Genomic DNA, 15,273 nt, shown 5'->3' with positions numbered 1-15,273 from the left:
ACGAACATCGATGTTCGTAGAAGTGAGGAGTCGTCGTGGCGGAATTCGAGTATCAGGGGCGGCGCGTGGTGTACGACCGCGCCGGCCACGGCGATCCGGTCGTCTTCCTCCACAATGCGGGCGCCCAGCGGCGGATCTGGGACGAGCAGATGGCCGCGTTGCGGGGCGAATACGAGGTGTTCGCCTTGGACCTGCCCGGCTACGGAGAATCGGAGCAACCGCACGGGTATCGGCTCGCCGATTATGTGGCCATGGTGCGGGCCTTTCTCGACGAGTACCGGCTGAACCGGGTGATACTGGTCGGGAATTGCCTGGGCAGTGCGACGTCGCTGAGTTTCGCGATCGGTGATCCGGCGCGGGTGCGCGGATTGGTGCTGATCAATCCGCTCACCTGGAATACCGTGCGGCACGGAGATCAGGCGCCGCTGATGTGGTTCGACCGGTTCGTGCCGCTCGCGCCGTTGGCCCGGCGGTTCGCGCTGCCGAAACCCCTCGTCGCATGGATCGTCGCCACTCAGCTGGGACCGCGCGGACGCGACCGGAAGTTGCAGAACGACCCACGCCTGCAGTCACATTGGGCCGATCGCGGCCGCCTGCTCGCGCTCGACCGGCTGGTACAGGACTTTCCCGCTTTCGCCGCACTCGACGACTTCACTCCGGGCCCCGAGTTCCCGCCGATCTGCACCGTCTGGGGCCGGCGCAATCGGATCCTCTCGGCCGCCGCCGGCGCCCGGCTCGACGAAACATTGCGCCCCCGTGAGCGTCTCGTGCTCAGCGACTGCGGACATCTGCCGATGGTCGAGGATCCGGAAACGGTCACCTCGGCGATCACCACCTTCCTGGCCGGGCTTCCGGCCACGACGGAGAAACTGTCTCGCTGAGCGAGACGCCTTCGGACGCTTCCGAATCCGCCGCGCTACGGTCCGGCTCCCCGCACGTCGTGCGCGACACCGCACCCGGACCGGGGCCGGGCGTCACGAGCGCCCGGTGGATCGAGACGAGGGGGCGCCCCATGAAGATTCGGATCTCGACGACAGTGGCGATCTGCGCCGCGACACTGGCCGCGGCGGGGACCGCGGCGGCCGATCCGGCCCCGGCGGTGGTCGCCTACCGTGCCGCATCGACCGATACCGGCTCGGTGACAGTCGAATTGACCAACGGCCGCTTCGCCGTCGATCCCGACGGCACCGCGGTCACTGTCCGGGACGATGCGGGCCGCGTGCTCGATGCCCTGCCGCTCGCCTATGCGATCGGCGACCAGCGCATGCCGATCCACGCGCGGATCGGCGGGGATGCGACGACTCTCACGCTGACACCGGAGACCGCGGGCCTGCGCCGCGACGCCCCGACCCCGGTCGCCTCGCCGCTGGAGAATCAACTCGCGATGAACGACCTGGTCAACGCGGTCAGTATCGGCACCTCGGTCGGCGCGCTGATCGGCACGGCGGTGGGCGCGGTCCTCGGCATCGGGCTCGGGATCGCCCTGGCGGGTGCCTCGTGTGCGGTGTTGAGCGTCGGCTGTGTGGTCGCCGTGCTGCCGATCGTCAGCCTCGCGGGAGCCGCGGGCGGCGTCGCGGGACTGGTACTGGGCGGCGGTCCCGCCACCGCGGCGGGGCTCTACCGCTACGTCACCACGCTGCTGGCTCCTCCGGGAACCAGCGAATACGCCCCCGATCTGCGTCGCCGGCCGGGTGTGCCGGATACCGGTCGCTGAGCGTGGGAGGCGCAGATGTCCAGCCGTACGATTGCCGCGCTCACCGCGGCCACCGCGGCCTTGGCCGCATCCGTCACCGTCGCCACCGCGACCGCCGAGCCACCGGCTCCGAGCATCGAAACCACCTCTGGCGCCGTCGTTCTCAGCGGCTTCGCCGCCGGTGCGTTCAGCGCAGGTGACGACGGTTCCGTCCGCGTCACCGTGGGCGGCACTCCCGTCACGACGCTGCCGGCGAGCTTCACCTTGGACGGCACCGCCCACCGCATCGCTACCCGCGTCGGCGACGGCGGGCGCACGCTCACGATGACACCGGATATCGCGAGACGCCCTGCGGCTTCCGCGATGGAGAATCAGTTGGCGCTCGACGATTTCGCGACCGTCATGTCGCGCGGCCCCGTGATCGGGACGGTCGTCGGCACCGTGCTGGGCGCCCTCATCGGCGCCGCGGTCGGAGCGAGTACCTGCCTGGTGGTCGGCCCCGGCTGCCTGGCAACGATTCCGGCGGCCGTCCTGGCGTTCGCGGGTGCGGGCGGTGTCTTCGGGACGGTCCTGGTCGGCGGAGGTGCGCTCGCGGCGGGACTGTGGAACTACCTCACGGTGCTGCAGGCGCCGCCGGGCCGAAGCCCCTACGCCGGCCAGGGCGGAATGCTCGACCCGAACGGCACCGGCGCACCGGACGCTCAACTGCAACTGCCCAGCGGGTCCGCGAACGGCCTCGGCGCCGGATCGGCGTCCGGATCCGGCGGGTGAGCTCGGCGTACCGAATGGATAACGTGGCCCTCGCGCGGCGCGAGTGACTTCTACCATCGGTACATGTCCGAGGTAGCCGCAGCGCAGCTGCCTCTGACGATGCTCGAGCGCGCCACCTTGGTGATGGATCTGTTCCAGGCACCGGATCGCCACCTGACGCTCGGCCAGATCGCCGTCCGGACCCGGCTGCCGCGCGCCACCGTGCATCGGATCGTGCGGCAGCTCATCCAGCTGGAGTGGCTCACCCACAGTGCGGACGGTTATGCGCTGGGCCGGCGCGTCCGCACGTGGAACGCCGACACCGCGCGGCTGTCCCGGTTACGTGCCTGCGCGGCGCCGATTCTGCACGAATTGCTGCTGGCCACCGCGGCCGTCGTCCATCTCGGCGCCCTCGACGGCGGCGAGGTGCTCTACCTCGACAAACTCGGCGGCCGGGCGGCGACGGCGGTGCCCACCCGGGTCGGGACCCGGGTGGCGGCGCATCGCAGCACCCTCGGCCGGGTCGCGCTGGCCCACCTGCCGCCGGAGGACGTCGAGGCGCGGGTGACCGATATCGAGCCCGGCGTCGATCTCCCCGAACTGCACCGCAGGCTGCACCGAATCGTCTGCCACGCAACCGATTACGACGACGACGAATTCGGATCCGGGCTGGCCGCGGTGGCCGTGGCCGTCGACGCGTCGGCGGCCGTGGGTGTCGTCTGTGATCGTCCGGCGGCGCTGCGGCGCATCGCACCGCGGGTGCGGGCGGCGGCCGCCGAGATCCGCGGCGCGCTGACACCGCGGTCGCGACAGGTGAGCGAGCACCATCGCCCACGCCCGTCGCGATGACGGAGTGGTCTCGATTGCGCCGACACGCCTCACCGCCGATAACACACACCGACCGGGCGCGGATCACACGATGACGGCACCGATCGCATCAGGAGAACGCCATGCGCTCCCACACCCGACTCCCGCACAGATCCGGCCATCGGCAGATCCGAGCCACGGACATCCCCCGCGTCATCGCCGTCGCGGTCGGTGTCGCGGTCGCCGTACCCCTCGGCGCCTGCTCGACCGATTCGCCGGCCTCGGAAGGACCGAATACCGCCGAATACCCCTCGACGACGCAGACAGCCGCCGTGAACACCACCGTCGAAACCCACGACGACTCCGGCAGTGTCGAGCGGCCTTCGTCCGGCCGCGCCGAATTCCCCTCTGCCCCAACGTCCGAGCTTCCCGTCGTCTCGCCGTCCGGCCCGACCGCAGGCGACCATCCGCCGGCCGGCACCGCCTTCCCCGGCGAAGCCATCAGCGGCGATGCGGCCGCGCAGTTGCAGCAGTCGGTCGACGCCGGTCACCAGCCGTGGCGGCTGGACGAGGACGCCGTCGCACGTGCCTTCGTCTCCGGACGCTTCGGCTGGTCGCAGCCGGCGATCACCCACGGCGGCCCCTACCTGGCCGTCGCGACCGGGCCGGACGGACAGCGTGTCTCCCTGCAACTGTCCCAGCCCGCCCGCAAGAACAACGGCGGCGTATGGGTCGTCGAATCGGGCATCTGGTTGTAGGGCCCGCGCGGCCCACCACACGGATCCGGCATGCTGGAGGGATGCGTGTGCTGGTGGTCGAGGACGAGCCCCGGCTCGCCGCCACTCTGCGGCGCGGCCTGGAGCTGGAGGGTTTCGTCGTCCAGCACGCTCACACCGGCACCGACGGCCTGTGGTGGGCGAGCGAGGACGACTTCGACGTCATCGTGCTCGACATCATGCTGCCCGAACTGAGCGGCTACGAGGTGTTGCGCCGGCTGCGCGAACGCGACATCACCACCCCGGTGCTGATGCTCACCGCGAAGGACGGCGACTACGACCAGGTCGACGCGCTGGACCTGGGCGCCGACGACTACCTGACCAAACCGTTCTCCTTCGTCGTCCTCACCGCCCGCCTGCGCGCCCTGCTGCGCCGTCGCGCCCCACAGCAGCCCGAAATCCTGGCCGCGGGTGATCTGAGATTGGACCCGCGGCGGCGCTCGGTCACCCGCGCTGATTCCGAATTGTCTTTGACACCAAGGGAATTCGGACTGCTCGAATACTTGTTGCGGCACAAGGGCAGTGCCCGCACCAAAACCGAGATCTTGCGCAACGTCTGGGATGCGCACTACGACGGGCCGGAGAACGTCGTCGAGGTCTATATCGGTTATCTGCGCAAGAAGATCGATACGCCGTTCGGCAGCAACAGCATCGAAACGCTGCGCGGTGTCGGCTATCGGCTGATCGACTCGGAAGTCACCGCCGCACCGGAATGAGTCACCGGTCCGGCGGTCCCGTCACCGGCAGCTCGACAACGAATCGTGCTCCACCCCAAGGTGACTCGTCCACACGCACCACTCCCCCGTGGGCCGCCACGATTTCCGCGACGATCGCCAGCCCGAGGCCCGAACCCCCGGTCGTCCGGGACCGGTCGGCCTCGAGTCGCACGAAACGATCGAAGACCCGCGTGCGGTCGGCCGCGGGAATGCCCGGCCCGTCGTCGTCCACGACGAGGCGGGCGCCCCCCGACGCTCCCGGCGCGATATCGTCGGTGACCGCGATCCGGATCCGTGAACGGGCATGGGCGACCGCGTTGTCGACGATATTGCGCAGCGCCCGCGCCAATCGCTCCGGATCCCCGACGATACGGGTCGGGCGGATATCCGTATCGACCGTTATCCCCGCGCGCAGCCGAGCGGCGACGGCCGCCGCCTGGGCGATGTCGTCGAGATCGACATCGCCCGTACGCAATTCGAGTCCGCGTTCGTCGGCGGCGGCGAGGGTCAGCAGATCGTCGATCAGCCGGCGCATGCGCTCGGCTTCCGGCAGCAGCGTGCCGTCGATCAGCTCCGCGTCCACCGTTTCGGGCCGGTGGCGCGCCAATTCCAGTGCGGCCGTGACCGTGGCGAGCGGACTGCGCAATTCGTGGGAGGCGTCGCCGACGAAACGGCGCTGGGCCCGGTGTCCGGCCTCGACGCGCGCGAGCATATCGTTCATCGTCTCGGCCAGCCGGGCGATCTCGTCGCGCGGCGTCGGCACCGGCACCCGGTCCGAGAGCTGGGTGGCACCGATCCGGGCCACGCGCTCGCGGATCGCCTCCACCGACCGTAACGAGCGGCCGACCAGCAGGTACGTTGCCACGGCGGCGGCCAGCACCACGATCGGCGCTCCCACCGCCAGCAAGGCCCCGACCCGGCCGACCGCCCGCTCGACCGATTCGGTGTCGACCGCGACGAACACCTGGTAGCGGCCCGAGGACGTTTCGGCGACACGGCTCGCGACCCGCAAGTCCTCGTCGTATCCGGGCGAGGCGGACAGTCCGACGGCCCGTCTCGCACCTGCGGGGGCGGTGGCCAGTACTCCGTGCGGATCGTCGAAACCCCAGATCACGGTCCCATCCGGCGCGACGACCTGGGCCGCCGCGACGCGCCCGTCCTCGGCGCGCGGAAGTTCGCGCACCCGAGCCGGGTCGTGTTCGAGCGTCTCCGCGATCTCGCCGGCACGGGCCTGCGCGGCGGCGTCGAGTTCGTCGATCAGCGAACGGTGCAGCAACCAGACCATCGCACCCGCGGCGACGAGCAGCACGACACCGACCGCCAGAGCCGAAACGAGGGCAGACCGGATCCGCACACCCCACCGCGACGGATGTATCCAGCGCCGGAACCGATTCACCCACCCATCATCGACCACGACCGCGGCGAGACCGTCACGATCTCAGCGTGGTCTCAGCGACGGGCGGGCAGAATGCCGCCGTCCCTGTGTCGAGACGGTCGCCGGCTCGCGGCCCGGAAAGGACTACCACGTGACCAACCCGGCACCGGCCCGGACCGTATATAAACTTCCCCAGGTCACGGCGTTGTTCTGGGTTCTGAAGATCGCCGCGACCACCCTGGGAGAGACCGGAGGCGATCTGCTGGCGCAGACCCTGAAGCTGGGCTACGCGGCCGCTTCGCTGCTGTTCCTCGCCATCTTCGTGGTGAGCCTCATCGCCCAGTTGCGGGCCCGCCGCTTCCATCCCGCCCTGTACTGGACGGTGATCGCCGCGACCAGTACGGCCGGCACCACCATGTCCGATCTGATCAACCGCGGGCCGGGTTCGGATACCTCGACCGACGGCGGGCTCGGCTACGGCGCGGGCGCGGCGTTGCTGATCAGCGGCCTGGCGATCGTCTTCGTGATCTGGCGGTTCAGCGGGCAGACCTACGACGTCTCGAATATCCGGACGCTGCGCGGCGAGATGCTGTACTGGGCGGCGATCCTGCTGTCGAACACCCTCGGCACCTCGCTCGGCGACTACCTGTCCGACAGCTCGGGCCTCGGCTACGGCGGCGGCGCGGCGCTGATCGGCACGATCATGGTGGTCATCCTGCTGGCGCACTACTGCACGCCGATCTCGGGTGTCGTCCTGTTCTGGATGGCCTTCATCCTCACCCGGCCGCTCGGCGCCACCGCGGGCGATCTGCTCTCGAAATCGCACAGCAGCGGCGGACTGGGATTCGGAACCTACGGCACCTCGGCGGTCCTGCTGGCCATCCTGGTCGCCGGCATCGCCTACAGCCACGCGAAGGCGGCCAGGACCACACCGGAGAACTCCGTCGACGATCTGATCCGCGCCATCGAGTAAGCCCTGGGAGAACATCGCCCACGGGCTCGTAACCTGGATTCATGCCCCAGCTCGCGACCCTGCCGACCGACACCGGCCTCGATCGTGCGGTGGAGGTGCTGACGGGCCGGCGGATCGTGGTCCTGACCGGGGCCGGCATGTCGACCGACAGCGGTATCCCCGACTATCGCGGGCCGGATTCGCCGCCACGCAATCCGATGACCTATCAGCAGTTCGTCGGTGATCCGGTATTCCGGCAGCGCTACTGGGCACGCAATCACGTCGGCTGGCGGCGGATGGACGCCGCGCGGCCGAATCTCGGCCATCGCGCGCTGTCCCGGCTCGAACATGCGGGGGTGGTCAGCGGACTGATCACGCAGAATGTGGACCTGCTGCACACCAAGGCGGGGCACCGCGCCGTCATCGATCTGCACGGTACCTACGCGCGTGTGCGCTGCCTGTCGTGCCACGGACTGATCTCGCGCATGACACTCGCCGATCGGCTGGAAGCGGCCAACCCCGGCTTCGCCGAACTGGCGACCGCCACGGGTATCGAGGTGGCGCCGGACGCGGACGCCGTGGTCGGCGAGACCGACAGCTTCCGCATGGTCGACTGCACCGACTGCGGTGGCATGTTGAAGCCCGATATCGTCTACTTCGGCGAGAACGTCCCGAAAGATCGGGTGGCCGAGGCATTTTCGATGGTCGACGCGGCCGACGCGATGGTCGTCGCGGGTTCTTCGCTGACGGTCATGTCCGGGCTGCGCTTCGTCCGCCGGGCCGCGAAATCCGGTAAACCCGTCGTGATCGTGAACCGCGGCGCCACGCGAGGGGACGAATTGGCCACCGTCCGTATCGATTCCGGCTGCTCGCCCACCCTCGCGGCGCTCGCCGACGCGCTGACTCCGCCCGCCACCGTCTCGGTATAGAAACGAGTAGCCGGTGGGCCGTGGCCCACCGGCTACTCGCCTACGATGTTCAGTTCCAGCCCGGTTGGGCCTGCCGCTTGACCGACGACGAGTTGGCCAGGATCTCCAGGTCCTCGAGGAACCGTTCGATACTGTCCGACTTCGCCTCCGGTGTCGCCACCTGGTCGCGCACCTTTTCCTCGGTGATCGCCAGCATCGCGGCCGCCAGATCCGTTTCCAGATCGCGCACCATCTGGCGACGCAGCTGGGCGACCTGATCGCGACCCTGCCGTCGCACCCGTTCGACTTCCGCCGCGGCCGCTTCTCGCATCTGCGCCACGATGTACTCGGCGTCGGCGCGCGCGTCGGCGCGAATCTGCTCGAGTTCGGTGTGCGCTTCGGTGATGGCGTTCGCGTACGAGCGCTTGGCCTCTTCCAGCTGTTGCGCGGCGTGATCGCTTTCGGTGAGCTGCTTGGCGATCGCGTCCTGACTCTTCGCCATCAACCTCTTCACCGGCGGGACAACCCATTTCCAGATGATGAAGACGATGACGGCGAAGCCGAACAGCTGACTGAAGAAGACCGGCCAGTCGAAGGTGATCTCGTATCCGCCTGCGGCAAGCACACCGCCGCTGGTGTCAATCATTACGAATCCCTGCCCCTCCTACGACCGGCGGTGCCGGCGTGGCGACTGTCACCGACCACCTGGTCGGCGAGCGATTGGGCCAGCGGCTCGACCTCGAGTCGCAGCTCGGACTTGACGCGGTCGGCCTCGGCGCGCAGATGGGCAGCGGATTCGGCGACGATGCCGTCGACCTCCTGCTGAGCCTGCGTCCGCAGGTCGTCCATGATCGCCCGGCCCTGGGCCCGTGCCTCGTTGCGGATGTCGGCCGCCTCGGTACGGGCTTGTTCCAGCGCCGTCTCATATTTCGCCTGGGCGTCGGCGAAGACCTGTTTCGCCTCTTTGGCGTTGGCGGCGGTCGCCTCCACCCGCTCCTCGCGTTCGGTCAGCACCTTGCGGATCGGCGGAACGACGAAGAACCAGATGACTCCGAGCACGATCAGGAAAATGATCAGCTCGACGAAGAAGGTGCCGTTGGGGATGAGGAAGTTCCCCTCGGCCACCACATCGGTTCGCGCGGACATCTCGCCGATTACTTACCGGGAGTTGCGAATACGAACAGCGCCATGAACGCGAGGTTGATGAAGTACGCGGCCTCGACCAGACCGACGGTCAGGAAGAAGTTACCGCGCAACCGGCCCTCGGCCTCGGGCTGCCGGGTAACGCCGTTGATCAGTGCCGAACCGGCCAGACCGTCACCGATACCCGCGCCGATGGCGCCACCGGCCATGATGAGGCCGCCGCCGATGAGGGCACCCTGGACGATTGCTGGATCTGCTGCCATTTTCTCTTCCTGTTCTCCAACGTTGACCGATCGGTGAGGCCGACCGGGACTGCCGTTCAGTGGTTTTCGTGCTCCAGCGTCATGGACTGGCTGAAGTAGAGGACGGTCAAAAGCGAGAAGATGAACGCCTGAATGGCGCCGACGAACAAGTCGAACAGCTTCCAGATGGCGTTGGGGCCCCACGCGATCCAGTACGGGAACAGCGCGATCACCGCGACCATGACGCCGCCGGCGAACATGTTTCCGAACAATCGCAGCGACAGCGACAACGGCTTGGCGATCTCTTCGATGATGTTGATCAACACCATCGGTCCCCACCCCGTGTGGCCCTTCAGCAACTGTTTCACATGCGTCACCGGACCGCGGCGCCGGACACCCGCCGCGTGGTAGAAGACGAAGACGAACAATGCCAGGGCATAGACGAAATTGACATCGGAGGCCGGCGGGAAGATGAATTCGCCGCGGCCGTACTGCATCGGCAGCACCGATATCCAGTTCGACAGCAGGATGAAGGTGAAAAGCGTCACCGCCAGCGGCAATACGAACGGCGCGATACGCATTCCGATCGCGGACTCCACCTGCCCGCGCATCTGCACGGTGATGGTCTCGAAGAACAACTGCACGCCGTTCGGTACGCCCGAGGTGATCTTCATGCGAAGGAAGAGCGCCAGGGCGATGACTATCACCGCGGCGACCGCCGTCGAGAGGATGGTGTCGACGTTGAACGTCAATCCCCAGAGCTCGGTGGTGGCGTGGTGACCTACTTCGATCTTCGGCTCTTCATCGGCCAGGATCATCGTCGCGATAGTGCTGCTCATGACTGCTGACGGAGCCCTCTCCACTCGGGCACAACGGTATGCAAGACGAGGATCACCTGGAACAACGCGAGTCCGAAGAAGATGCCCACACCGTTCGGGCGCGTCAGGAACGCCACGATGATCGCCAGTACGGTGACGATGATCAGCCGCGCGGCCGTCGACAAGGCCAGCGCCTGCTTATTCGGCGATTCCGAGCGGGTGATGCCGGTGACCGACCGCAATGTCAGTTGCGCGTTCAGCCAACCCAAACCCAGCCCGATACAGATGAAAACACCCAGCATCAACCGATCCAGTGGACCGGTCACCACCAAAGCCAGCACACCGAATGCGGCTACCATGTAGCTCGCACGGCGCAGCCGGAGTTTGTCGATACTCACTGCGACACCACCATCGCCGCCATCCCACCTCGTAGTAGGTCGTGATCGAGGTCAGCTTACACAGACCAACCTTCTTGCGTAGCAACATTTTTGATCTTCATATACTTGATCTTGAATTTTGCACCGGACACTCCGGGACAATTGCCCCAGCCATCGACCGGCTATCACTTTCTACGCCGTACGACCTGCAAATGAGGGCGTATTCCGGAACATTCGGACGCCACGCGCAGCGGCGCGGCAATGGTAAATCAACGGTCAATACTCTGCCGTGAAACAGTAAATCCGTCGGCGCGTCGTAATCGCAATTTGTCTTGAATGCCCGAATTGCCGGGATTTCAATTCGGCGATCTATCGATGCCTTATATATATATGTGCGCCTCGGCGCCCGAACGCGGAGGCGCCGGCGCGGCCGTGACGCCCCGGACACCCCCGGCAGGACCGGCGACAGGGTCCGCCGCGATGTCCTACCGCTCGGTAATCCCGCCCGCGTACCCCGGCTCACTTGCACAAATTTCGCGTTCTACCAGGCATTCCCGGACATTTTACTGCCGAAGGGTTACCGTGTCTGCTGCTGGGTACATCACCCACCGGGTCGCTCCGGCCCGCCCGATGAGGGAAACCGAAGTTCCCGAGAGACGCCTGGTGGTTTCTGGTCTCTCGCCATGCTTGGTCGCAGCTTCACACGTTGAGGAGGCAGTACCATGAGCAGTAACCCGTCAGGCTCGGATTCCGCGGGCCCGTCCGGCTCCAGTCCCGTCGAGTGCGACGACTCCCTGCACTATCCGGAATCGGAGTACTCGGCCTCTTTGTCCAGCGCATCGTTGTCCGGCGCATCGCTGTCCGGCGCTTCCGCGGCCGGCGCCCTGCGCGGCACCACGTTGGAGGACGCTTCACTGGCGGACTCGGAATCCTTGATCTACCGGCTCCACGAACCCGGCGCGTCCTTACACATCGTGATGGTCGCACCGCCGTACTTCGAAGTGCCGCCTGCCGGTTACGGCGGCGTCGAAGCCGTGGTGGCTCAACTGGCGGACGCACTGGTAGCACGCGGGCACCGGGTGACCCTTTTGGGCGCCGGCCGCTCCGGGACTACTGCACGGTTCATCCGGGTATGGGACGACATCCTCGCCGAACGCCTCGGCGATCCGTTCCCGGAGGTGCTCAACGCGCTCAAGGTTCGGCGCATCATCACCGAATTGGCGCAGACCGAACGGATCGACGTCGTTCACGACCACACCTTCGCGGGGCCGCTGAACGCTCCGATGTATTCCGCTCTCGGCATTCCGACCGTCGTCACCGTGCACGGTCCGGTCGACGGGGAAGCGCAGGAGTACTACAGCTCGCTGACCGATACCGCGCAGTTCGTCGCGATCAGCGATCGGCAACGCTCCCTGGCGGAGAATCTCAACTGGGTCGGCCGCGTCTACAACACGGTCCGCCCCGCGGAATGGCCGTTCCAGACCCGCAAACAGGACTTCGGCCTGTTTCTGGGGCGCTACGCCCCCTACAAGGGTCCCGATCTGGCCCTGCACGCCGCCCACGAGGCGGGGATGCCGCTGGTGCTGGCGGCGAAGATGAACGAACCCCCGGAGAAGGCCTACTTCGAGAACGCGGTGCGGCCGCTGCTGCGCGACACCGATTTCGTCTTCGGTGAGGCCGACCAGATCGCGAAGCGGCTGCTGCTCGCCTCGGCGCGCTGCCTGTTGTTCCCGATTCGATGGGAGGAGCCGTTCGGCATCGTGATGATCGAGGCGATGGCCTGCGGCACCCCCGTGGTGGCTCTGCGCGGCGGCGCGGTCGAAGAGGTCGTCGACCACGGGGTCACGGGCATCATCTGCGACGATCCCGCCGAACTGCCGGCGGCCATCGCCGCGGCCGACGAGATCGACCCGGCCGCCTGCCGGCGCCGGGTGGTGGAGAAGTTCTCCGTCGACCAGTTGGGCGCCGGATACGAGGCCGCCTACTACGCGGCGATCGACAAACTCGCCGGCGTCCCGGTACCCGTCGCATCCGACGGCGTTCCCCTGATCCGCCCGCTCTCGGCCGTCGGAAACGGCTGACGCGCAGGCGAATCCACCCGCATCCGGTCCGCTTCGTCGTACGACCGGATGCGGGCGTCCTCGGGAGAAGCGGAGCGAGTCGTCTCGAGAGTCAGCGGGGCAGCCCGCCGAACCGTCCCTCCCACCGCACCAGCACATCGGCCAGAATGCGAGCGAGTTCGCGCTGGTCGTCGTCGGGTAGTCCGGACAGCAATCCGGCCTCGTAGGCCAGCTGTCGCGGCATCAGCCGATCGATCAGCGCGCGGCCGTCCGCGGTCAACGCGATATGGGAGACCCGCCGGTCCCTGGTGTCGGCCCGACGGCCGACCAGCCCGCGCTCTTCCAGCCCCCGCAGCCGCTTGGTCACGGCCGCGGGCGAGGCGAACGTTTCGCGCGCCAGCCGGCCCGGCGTGAGTTCACCGCCGACCCGTCGCAGCGCCAGCAGAATGTCGAATTCCGGTCGAGCCAGTTCTTCGTCGCCGAGCGGGGCGTCGGCGACCTGTTGCAGCAGGGCCGCACAGCGGGTGATGCGGCCGATCACCGCGATCGGACGCAGATCGAGTTCCGGTGCGGCCCGCGCCCACTGCCGCATCACCTCGGCGACGGCATCGTCGGCTACCGCGTTCTCGGCCGCGTTTTCTTTGGCGTCTTCGAGGCCCGGGGAGGGAGAACCGGCCGGGCTCCGGGCGGTCATCACGACACCGCCGCGAAGGTTCTGACCGGCAAGCGATCCAGGAGCTGATGTCCGGTGCGTTCCGCGGCGACGATGCGTTCATCGGGGAGCGGAGCACTCCACCATTCCCCCGCCGCGGTATCGGCGCACGTGCGAACCTCGATCAGGGCGGCGGCGAGCCGGGCCCGATCGGCCGGCGCCGCGGTGCCGGAGTCCACCGCCCGGCGGGCCCGGCCGATCGCGGCATCGAGGTCGCCCAGCGCCGCCGCCACCCGGTCGGTGACCCGGCGATTGGGGATGGCGAAGCAGATCAGGACCGCGACCACCGCACCCACACAGGTGTCGAGCCAGCGATCGAGTCCGAGCTCGGAGGCCGGTCGCGGGGTGGCGAATTCCACCATCGCCAGGGCCATCGGTGTGATGAACACCGAAGCGACCCAATAGTTCCGGGAGATGGTGGCCTCGACGATCACCTGGCAGATCAGCGCCATCACCACCAGCGCGACGGCGCTGTGCGCCCACGGCGCCACCGCCGTGAACAGCGCGACACCCACGAGATTGCCCAGCACGCGTTGCACAGTACGCTGCCACGACTGCGCGGTATTGACGACGATCAGGACCGCGGCGGTCATCACGGCCCAGTACGGACGATTCACGCCCAGCGCCAACGAGATCCAGCCCGCCGCCGCGGCGCCGAGGGTGACGCGGGTGGCGAGCGGCAGTCCGGGCGCGCCGGGCAGGAAGGCGTGGCCCACGCGCCGCAACGCCGCCCCGCGGACGGCACCGTTTCGGCCGAGGCCGATACCGCGAATCTCGGACTCTTCGGCTGCGGCGCAATGGATCCGGGGCACCTCGAGGCCGCTGCGCAGGGCGCGGGCGTACCGGTCGAGGGTGTCGGCGCCGGCGTCGGCGTCGAGTCGGGTTCGATCTCGTGCCGTGGCGAAACCCGATGCCGCGGTGTCATTCTCGGCGTCGGAGGGGTACAGCAGGTATTCGGGACCGGCGGGCCTGGTTGTGGCGGCGAGGGTTTCGGCCCGGGCGAGCAGACCGGCCAGCGCGGCGAGTTGCGCCGTGGTGCGAGCCGTCGCGGGCACCCGGGACAGCGCGGTCCATCCGGCCTGCACGGCGACCGCGGCGTCGTGCCGGGCGCGCGGTACTCCCGCATCGCCGAGTGGCACCCGCAGCAGCCGGGCGGTCGATTCCAGCGCCCGTGCCACGGCCAGGCGTTGCGGCGCGTGCGGACGGACCAGCGCCGGAGCCATACAGACACACCACGCCAGGACGCCGCCCAGCAGGATCAGAGCGAGGTGACCGGGAAGTTGTCCGGCACGCTGCGGGATGAAGGCCGCGCTGGAGACCACGAAGGTGAAGATGATGTTGCCGGGCGGTCCCATCCGGGAGGCGTCGCAGACCAGCTTGTACAGCCCGGCGAGCACCGCGATCACCAGGACCCGCACCGCCGCGGATTCGATCAGCGCCGACGCGGTCAACGCGACCGCGGTGCCGGCGAACATCCCGAGCACCACCCAGGCCAGGGTCCGGCCGCGGGCGGCATACGGCAGGCCGTGCCCGTACAGGGCGCACAGACCGCCGGCGCTGGTATAGAAGGCCAGCTGCACCTGCCCGGTCGCCAGCAGGACGACCTCCGGTCCGCCGATCGCGATCAGCGCGCACAGCGCGGACTGGTACCAGGTGTCGGCGACCGGACGCATCCGGAAGACCCCGCGCAGCGACAGCATCCGCAGCGTGGTGCGGATACCGGCAGCCGAGGAGGACGAGGCACGATGCGACACCCGAGAAGGTTAACAGGTATTTTACTAGGAAACTATATGAGGGCACTCACCCTGCCGCACGGCCGGACATGGGTAGCCGGCTGGGCACCCGACGTTTCGCCGTCGAGCTCGGCGGGGCCGGAGGGCCGGTGACCCTGAACCGAGGCGCCGAGACACAACCGAGCGGCTCGGTTTCCCCGTTGACCCGCAC

General features: G+C 68.2%; 17 protein-coding genes. 9 read left to right on the top strand and 8 right to left on the bottom strand.

The annotated features are described in order from the left end of the window. Positions 1 to 35 precede the first annotated feature (35 nt). The 6 genes from ACPCUW_RS02930 to ACPCUW_RS02905 all read left to right on the top strand — a co-directional run bounded on the left by ACPCUW_RS02930 (position 36) and on the right by ACPCUW_RS02905 (position 4,742). Positions 36 to 881, top strand: coding sequence for an alpha/beta fold hydrolase (locus ACPCUW_RS02930; protein WP_305780592.1), 846 nt, complete (start codon positions 36 to 38; stop codon positions 879 to 881). 131 nt (positions 882 to 1,012) lie between these two features. Then, on the top strand, positions 1,013 to 1,714 hold the full coding sequence (locus tag ACPCUW_RS02925; RefSeq protein WP_423423588.1) for a hypothetical protein: 702 nt from the start codon (positions 1,013 to 1,015) through the stop codon (positions 1,712 to 1,714). A gap of 15 nt (positions 1,715 to 1,729) precedes the next feature. Next, a complete protein-coding gene (locus tag ACPCUW_RS02920; protein ID WP_423423587.1) occupies positions 1,730 to 2,464 on the top strand; it encodes a hypothetical protein in 735 nt (244 codons plus the stop codon). Between the two features lie 63 nt (positions 2,465 to 2,527). Continuing rightward, entirely contained in the window at positions 2,528 to 3,292 is a 765-nt protein-coding gene (locus ACPCUW_RS02915) for an IclR family transcriptional regulator (protein WP_305780595.1), read from the top strand. Positions 3,293 to 3,393: 101 nt separating this feature from the next. Then, positions 3,394 to 4,008, top strand: a complete 615-nt coding sequence (locus tag ACPCUW_RS02910; RefSeq protein WP_305780596.1) for a hypothetical protein — start codon at positions 3,394 to 3,396, stop codon at positions 4,006 to 4,008. A gap of 41 nt (positions 4,009 to 4,049) precedes the next feature. Next, complete coding sequence (locus ACPCUW_RS02905) at positions 4,050 to 4,742, top strand: response regulator transcription factor (RefSeq protein ID WP_063009170.1); 693 nt, start codon at positions 4,050 to 4,052, stop codon at positions 4,740 to 4,742. Between the two features lies 1 nt (position 4,743). Here ACPCUW_RS02905 and ACPCUW_RS02900 read toward each other — a convergent pair whose 3' ends face one another. Further along, the gene (locus ACPCUW_RS02900; RefSeq protein ID WP_423423586.1) at positions 4,744 to 6,138 is read right to left on the bottom strand and encodes an ATP-binding protein; all 1,395 of its coding nucleotides are present in this window, start codon (positions 6,136 to 6,138) and stop codon (positions 4,744 to 4,746) included. Between the two features lie 130 nt (positions 6,139 to 6,268). Between ACPCUW_RS02900 and ACPCUW_RS02895 the strand changes: the two genes are divergently transcribed. Both ACPCUW_RS02895 and ACPCUW_RS02890 read left to right on the top strand, forming a co-directional pair. Next, on the top strand, positions 6,269 to 7,090 hold the full coding sequence (locus ACPCUW_RS02895) for a hypothetical protein (protein WP_423423585.1): 822 nt from the start codon (positions 6,269 to 6,271) through the stop codon (positions 7,088 to 7,090). A 41-nt stretch (positions 7,091 to 7,131) separates the two neighbouring features. Next, on the top strand, positions 7,132 to 7,998 hold the full coding sequence (locus ACPCUW_RS02890) for an NAD-dependent protein deacetylase (RefSeq protein ID WP_063009164.1): 867 nt from the start codon (positions 7,132 to 7,134) through the stop codon (positions 7,996 to 7,998). Positions 7,999 to 8,047: 49 nt separating this feature from the next. Here ACPCUW_RS02890 and ACPCUW_RS02885 read toward each other — a convergent pair whose 3' ends face one another. Genes ACPCUW_RS02885 through ACPCUW_RS02865 form a run of 5 tightly spaced genes read right to left on the bottom strand, consistent with a single transcriptional unit; the run spans position 8,048 to position 10,578 of the window. Further along, a complete protein-coding gene (locus tag ACPCUW_RS02885; protein ID WP_030515133.1) occupies positions 8,048 to 8,623 on the bottom strand; it encodes an ATP synthase F0F1 subunit delta in 576 nt (191 codons plus the stop codon). Beyond that, positions 8,623 to 9,123 carry a F0F1 ATP synthase subunit B gene (locus ACPCUW_RS02880; protein WP_036524281.1) on the bottom strand — a complete coding sequence of 167 codons (501 nt, stop codon included), beginning with the start codon at positions 9,121 to 9,123 and terminating at the stop codon, positions 8,623 to 8,625. Before ACPCUW_RS02880 ends, ACPCUW_RS02885 begins: the two co-directional genes overlap by 1 nt. Positions 9,124 to 9,131: 8 nt before the next feature. After that, on the bottom strand, positions 9,132 to 9,383 hold the full coding sequence (locus ACPCUW_RS02875; RefSeq protein ID WP_025352811.1) for a F0F1 ATP synthase subunit C: 252 nt from the start codon (positions 9,381 to 9,383) through the stop codon (positions 9,132 to 9,134). 56 nt (positions 9,384 to 9,439) lie between these two features. Continuing rightward, entirely contained in the window at positions 9,440 to 10,201 is a 762-nt protein-coding gene (gene atpB, locus ACPCUW_RS02870) for a F0F1 ATP synthase subunit A (RefSeq protein WP_030515131.1), read from the bottom strand. Further along, entirely contained in the window at positions 10,198 to 10,578 is a 381-nt protein-coding gene (locus ACPCUW_RS02865) for an ATP synthase subunit I (protein ID WP_030515130.1), read from the bottom strand. Before ACPCUW_RS02865 ends, atpB begins: the two co-directional genes overlap by 4 nt. 956 nt (positions 10,579 to 11,534) lie before the next feature. Here ACPCUW_RS02865 and ACPCUW_RS02860 point away from each other — a divergent pair. Then, positions 11,535 to 12,638 (top strand): glycosyltransferase family 4 protein, encoded by a 1,104-nt coding sequence (locus ACPCUW_RS02860; protein ID WP_081879462.1) that lies wholly within the window; start codon positions 11,535 to 11,537, stop codon positions 12,636 to 12,638. Between the two features lie 91 nt (positions 12,639 to 12,729). On the opposite strand, the gene ACPCUW_RS02855 is transcribed toward ACPCUW_RS02860, so the two are convergent. Together ACPCUW_RS02855 and ACPCUW_RS02850 are read right to left on the bottom strand one after the other, a co-directional pair. Then, complete coding sequence (locus ACPCUW_RS02855) at positions 12,730 to 13,311, bottom strand: MarR family winged helix-turn-helix transcriptional regulator (protein ID WP_423423584.1); 582 nt, start codon at positions 13,309 to 13,311, stop codon at positions 12,730 to 12,732. Continuing rightward, positions 13,311 to 15,083 carry an FUSC family protein gene (locus ACPCUW_RS02850; protein ID WP_423423583.1) on the bottom strand — a complete coding sequence of 591 codons (1,773 nt, stop codon included), beginning with the start codon at positions 15,081 to 15,083 and terminating at the stop codon, positions 13,311 to 13,313. The genes ACPCUW_RS02855 and ACPCUW_RS02850 overlap by 1 nt, the downstream gene beginning before the upstream one ends. Between the last annotated feature and the right edge of the window lie 190 nt (positions 15,084 to 15,273).

The sequence above is a fragment of the Nocardia sp. AB354 genome (genome assembly GCF_049538315.1).
Lineage (GTDB): Bacteria > Actinomycetota > Actinomycetes > Mycobacteriales > Mycobacteriaceae > Nocardia > Nocardia nova.
This window is presented reverse-complemented; position numbering and strand designations above follow the sequence as displayed.

Excerpts from the sequence above, each read along its gene's own strand:
- ACPCUW_RS02925 (WP_423423588.1), top strand. The coding sequence starts at position 1,013 with ATGAAGATTCGGATCTCGACGACAGTGGCGATCTGCGCCGCGACACTG.
- ACPCUW_RS02920 (WP_423423587.1), top strand. The coding sequence starts at position 1,730 with ATGTCCAGCCGTACGATTGCCGCGCTCACCGCGGCCACCGCGGCCTTG.
- ACPCUW_RS02915 (WP_305780595.1), top strand. The coding sequence starts at position 2,528 with ATGTCCGAGGTAGCCGCAGCGCAGCTGCCTCTGACGATGCTCGAGCGC.
- ACPCUW_RS02910 (WP_305780596.1), top strand. The coding sequence starts at position 3,394 with ATGCGCTCCCACACCCGACTCCCGCACAGATCCGGCCATCGGCAGATC.
- ACPCUW_RS02905 (WP_063009170.1), top strand. The coding sequence starts at position 4,050 with ATGCGTGTGCTGGTGGTCGAGGACGAGCCCCGGCTCGCCGCCACTCTG.
- ACPCUW_RS02890 (WP_063009164.1), top strand. The coding sequence starts at position 7,132 with ATGCCCCAGCTCGCGACCCTGCCGACCGACACCGGCCTCGATCGTGCG.
- ACPCUW_RS02885 (WP_030515133.1), bottom strand. The coding sequence starts at position 8,623 with ATGATTGACACCAGCGGCGGTGTGCTTGCCGCAGGCGGATACGAGATC.
- ACPCUW_RS02880 (WP_036524281.1), bottom strand. The coding sequence starts at position 9,123 with ATGTCCGCGCGAACCGATGTGGTGGCCGAGGGGAACTTCCTCATCCCC.
- ACPCUW_RS02875 (WP_025352811.1), bottom strand. The coding sequence starts at position 9,383 with ATGGCAGCAGATCCAGCAATCGTCCAGGGTGCCCTCATCGGCGGCGGC.
- atpB (WP_030515131.1), bottom strand. The coding sequence starts at position 10,201 with ATGAGCAGCACTATCGCGACGATGATCCTGGCCGATGAAGAGCCGAAG.
- ACPCUW_RS02860 (WP_081879462.1), top strand. The coding sequence starts at position 11,535 with ATGGTCGCACCGCCGTACTTCGAAGTGCCGCCTGCCGGTTACGGCGGC.
- ACPCUW_RS02855 (WP_423423584.1), bottom strand. The coding sequence starts at position 13,311 with ATGACCGCCCGGAGCCCGGCCGGTTCTCCCTCCCCGGGCCTCGAAGAC.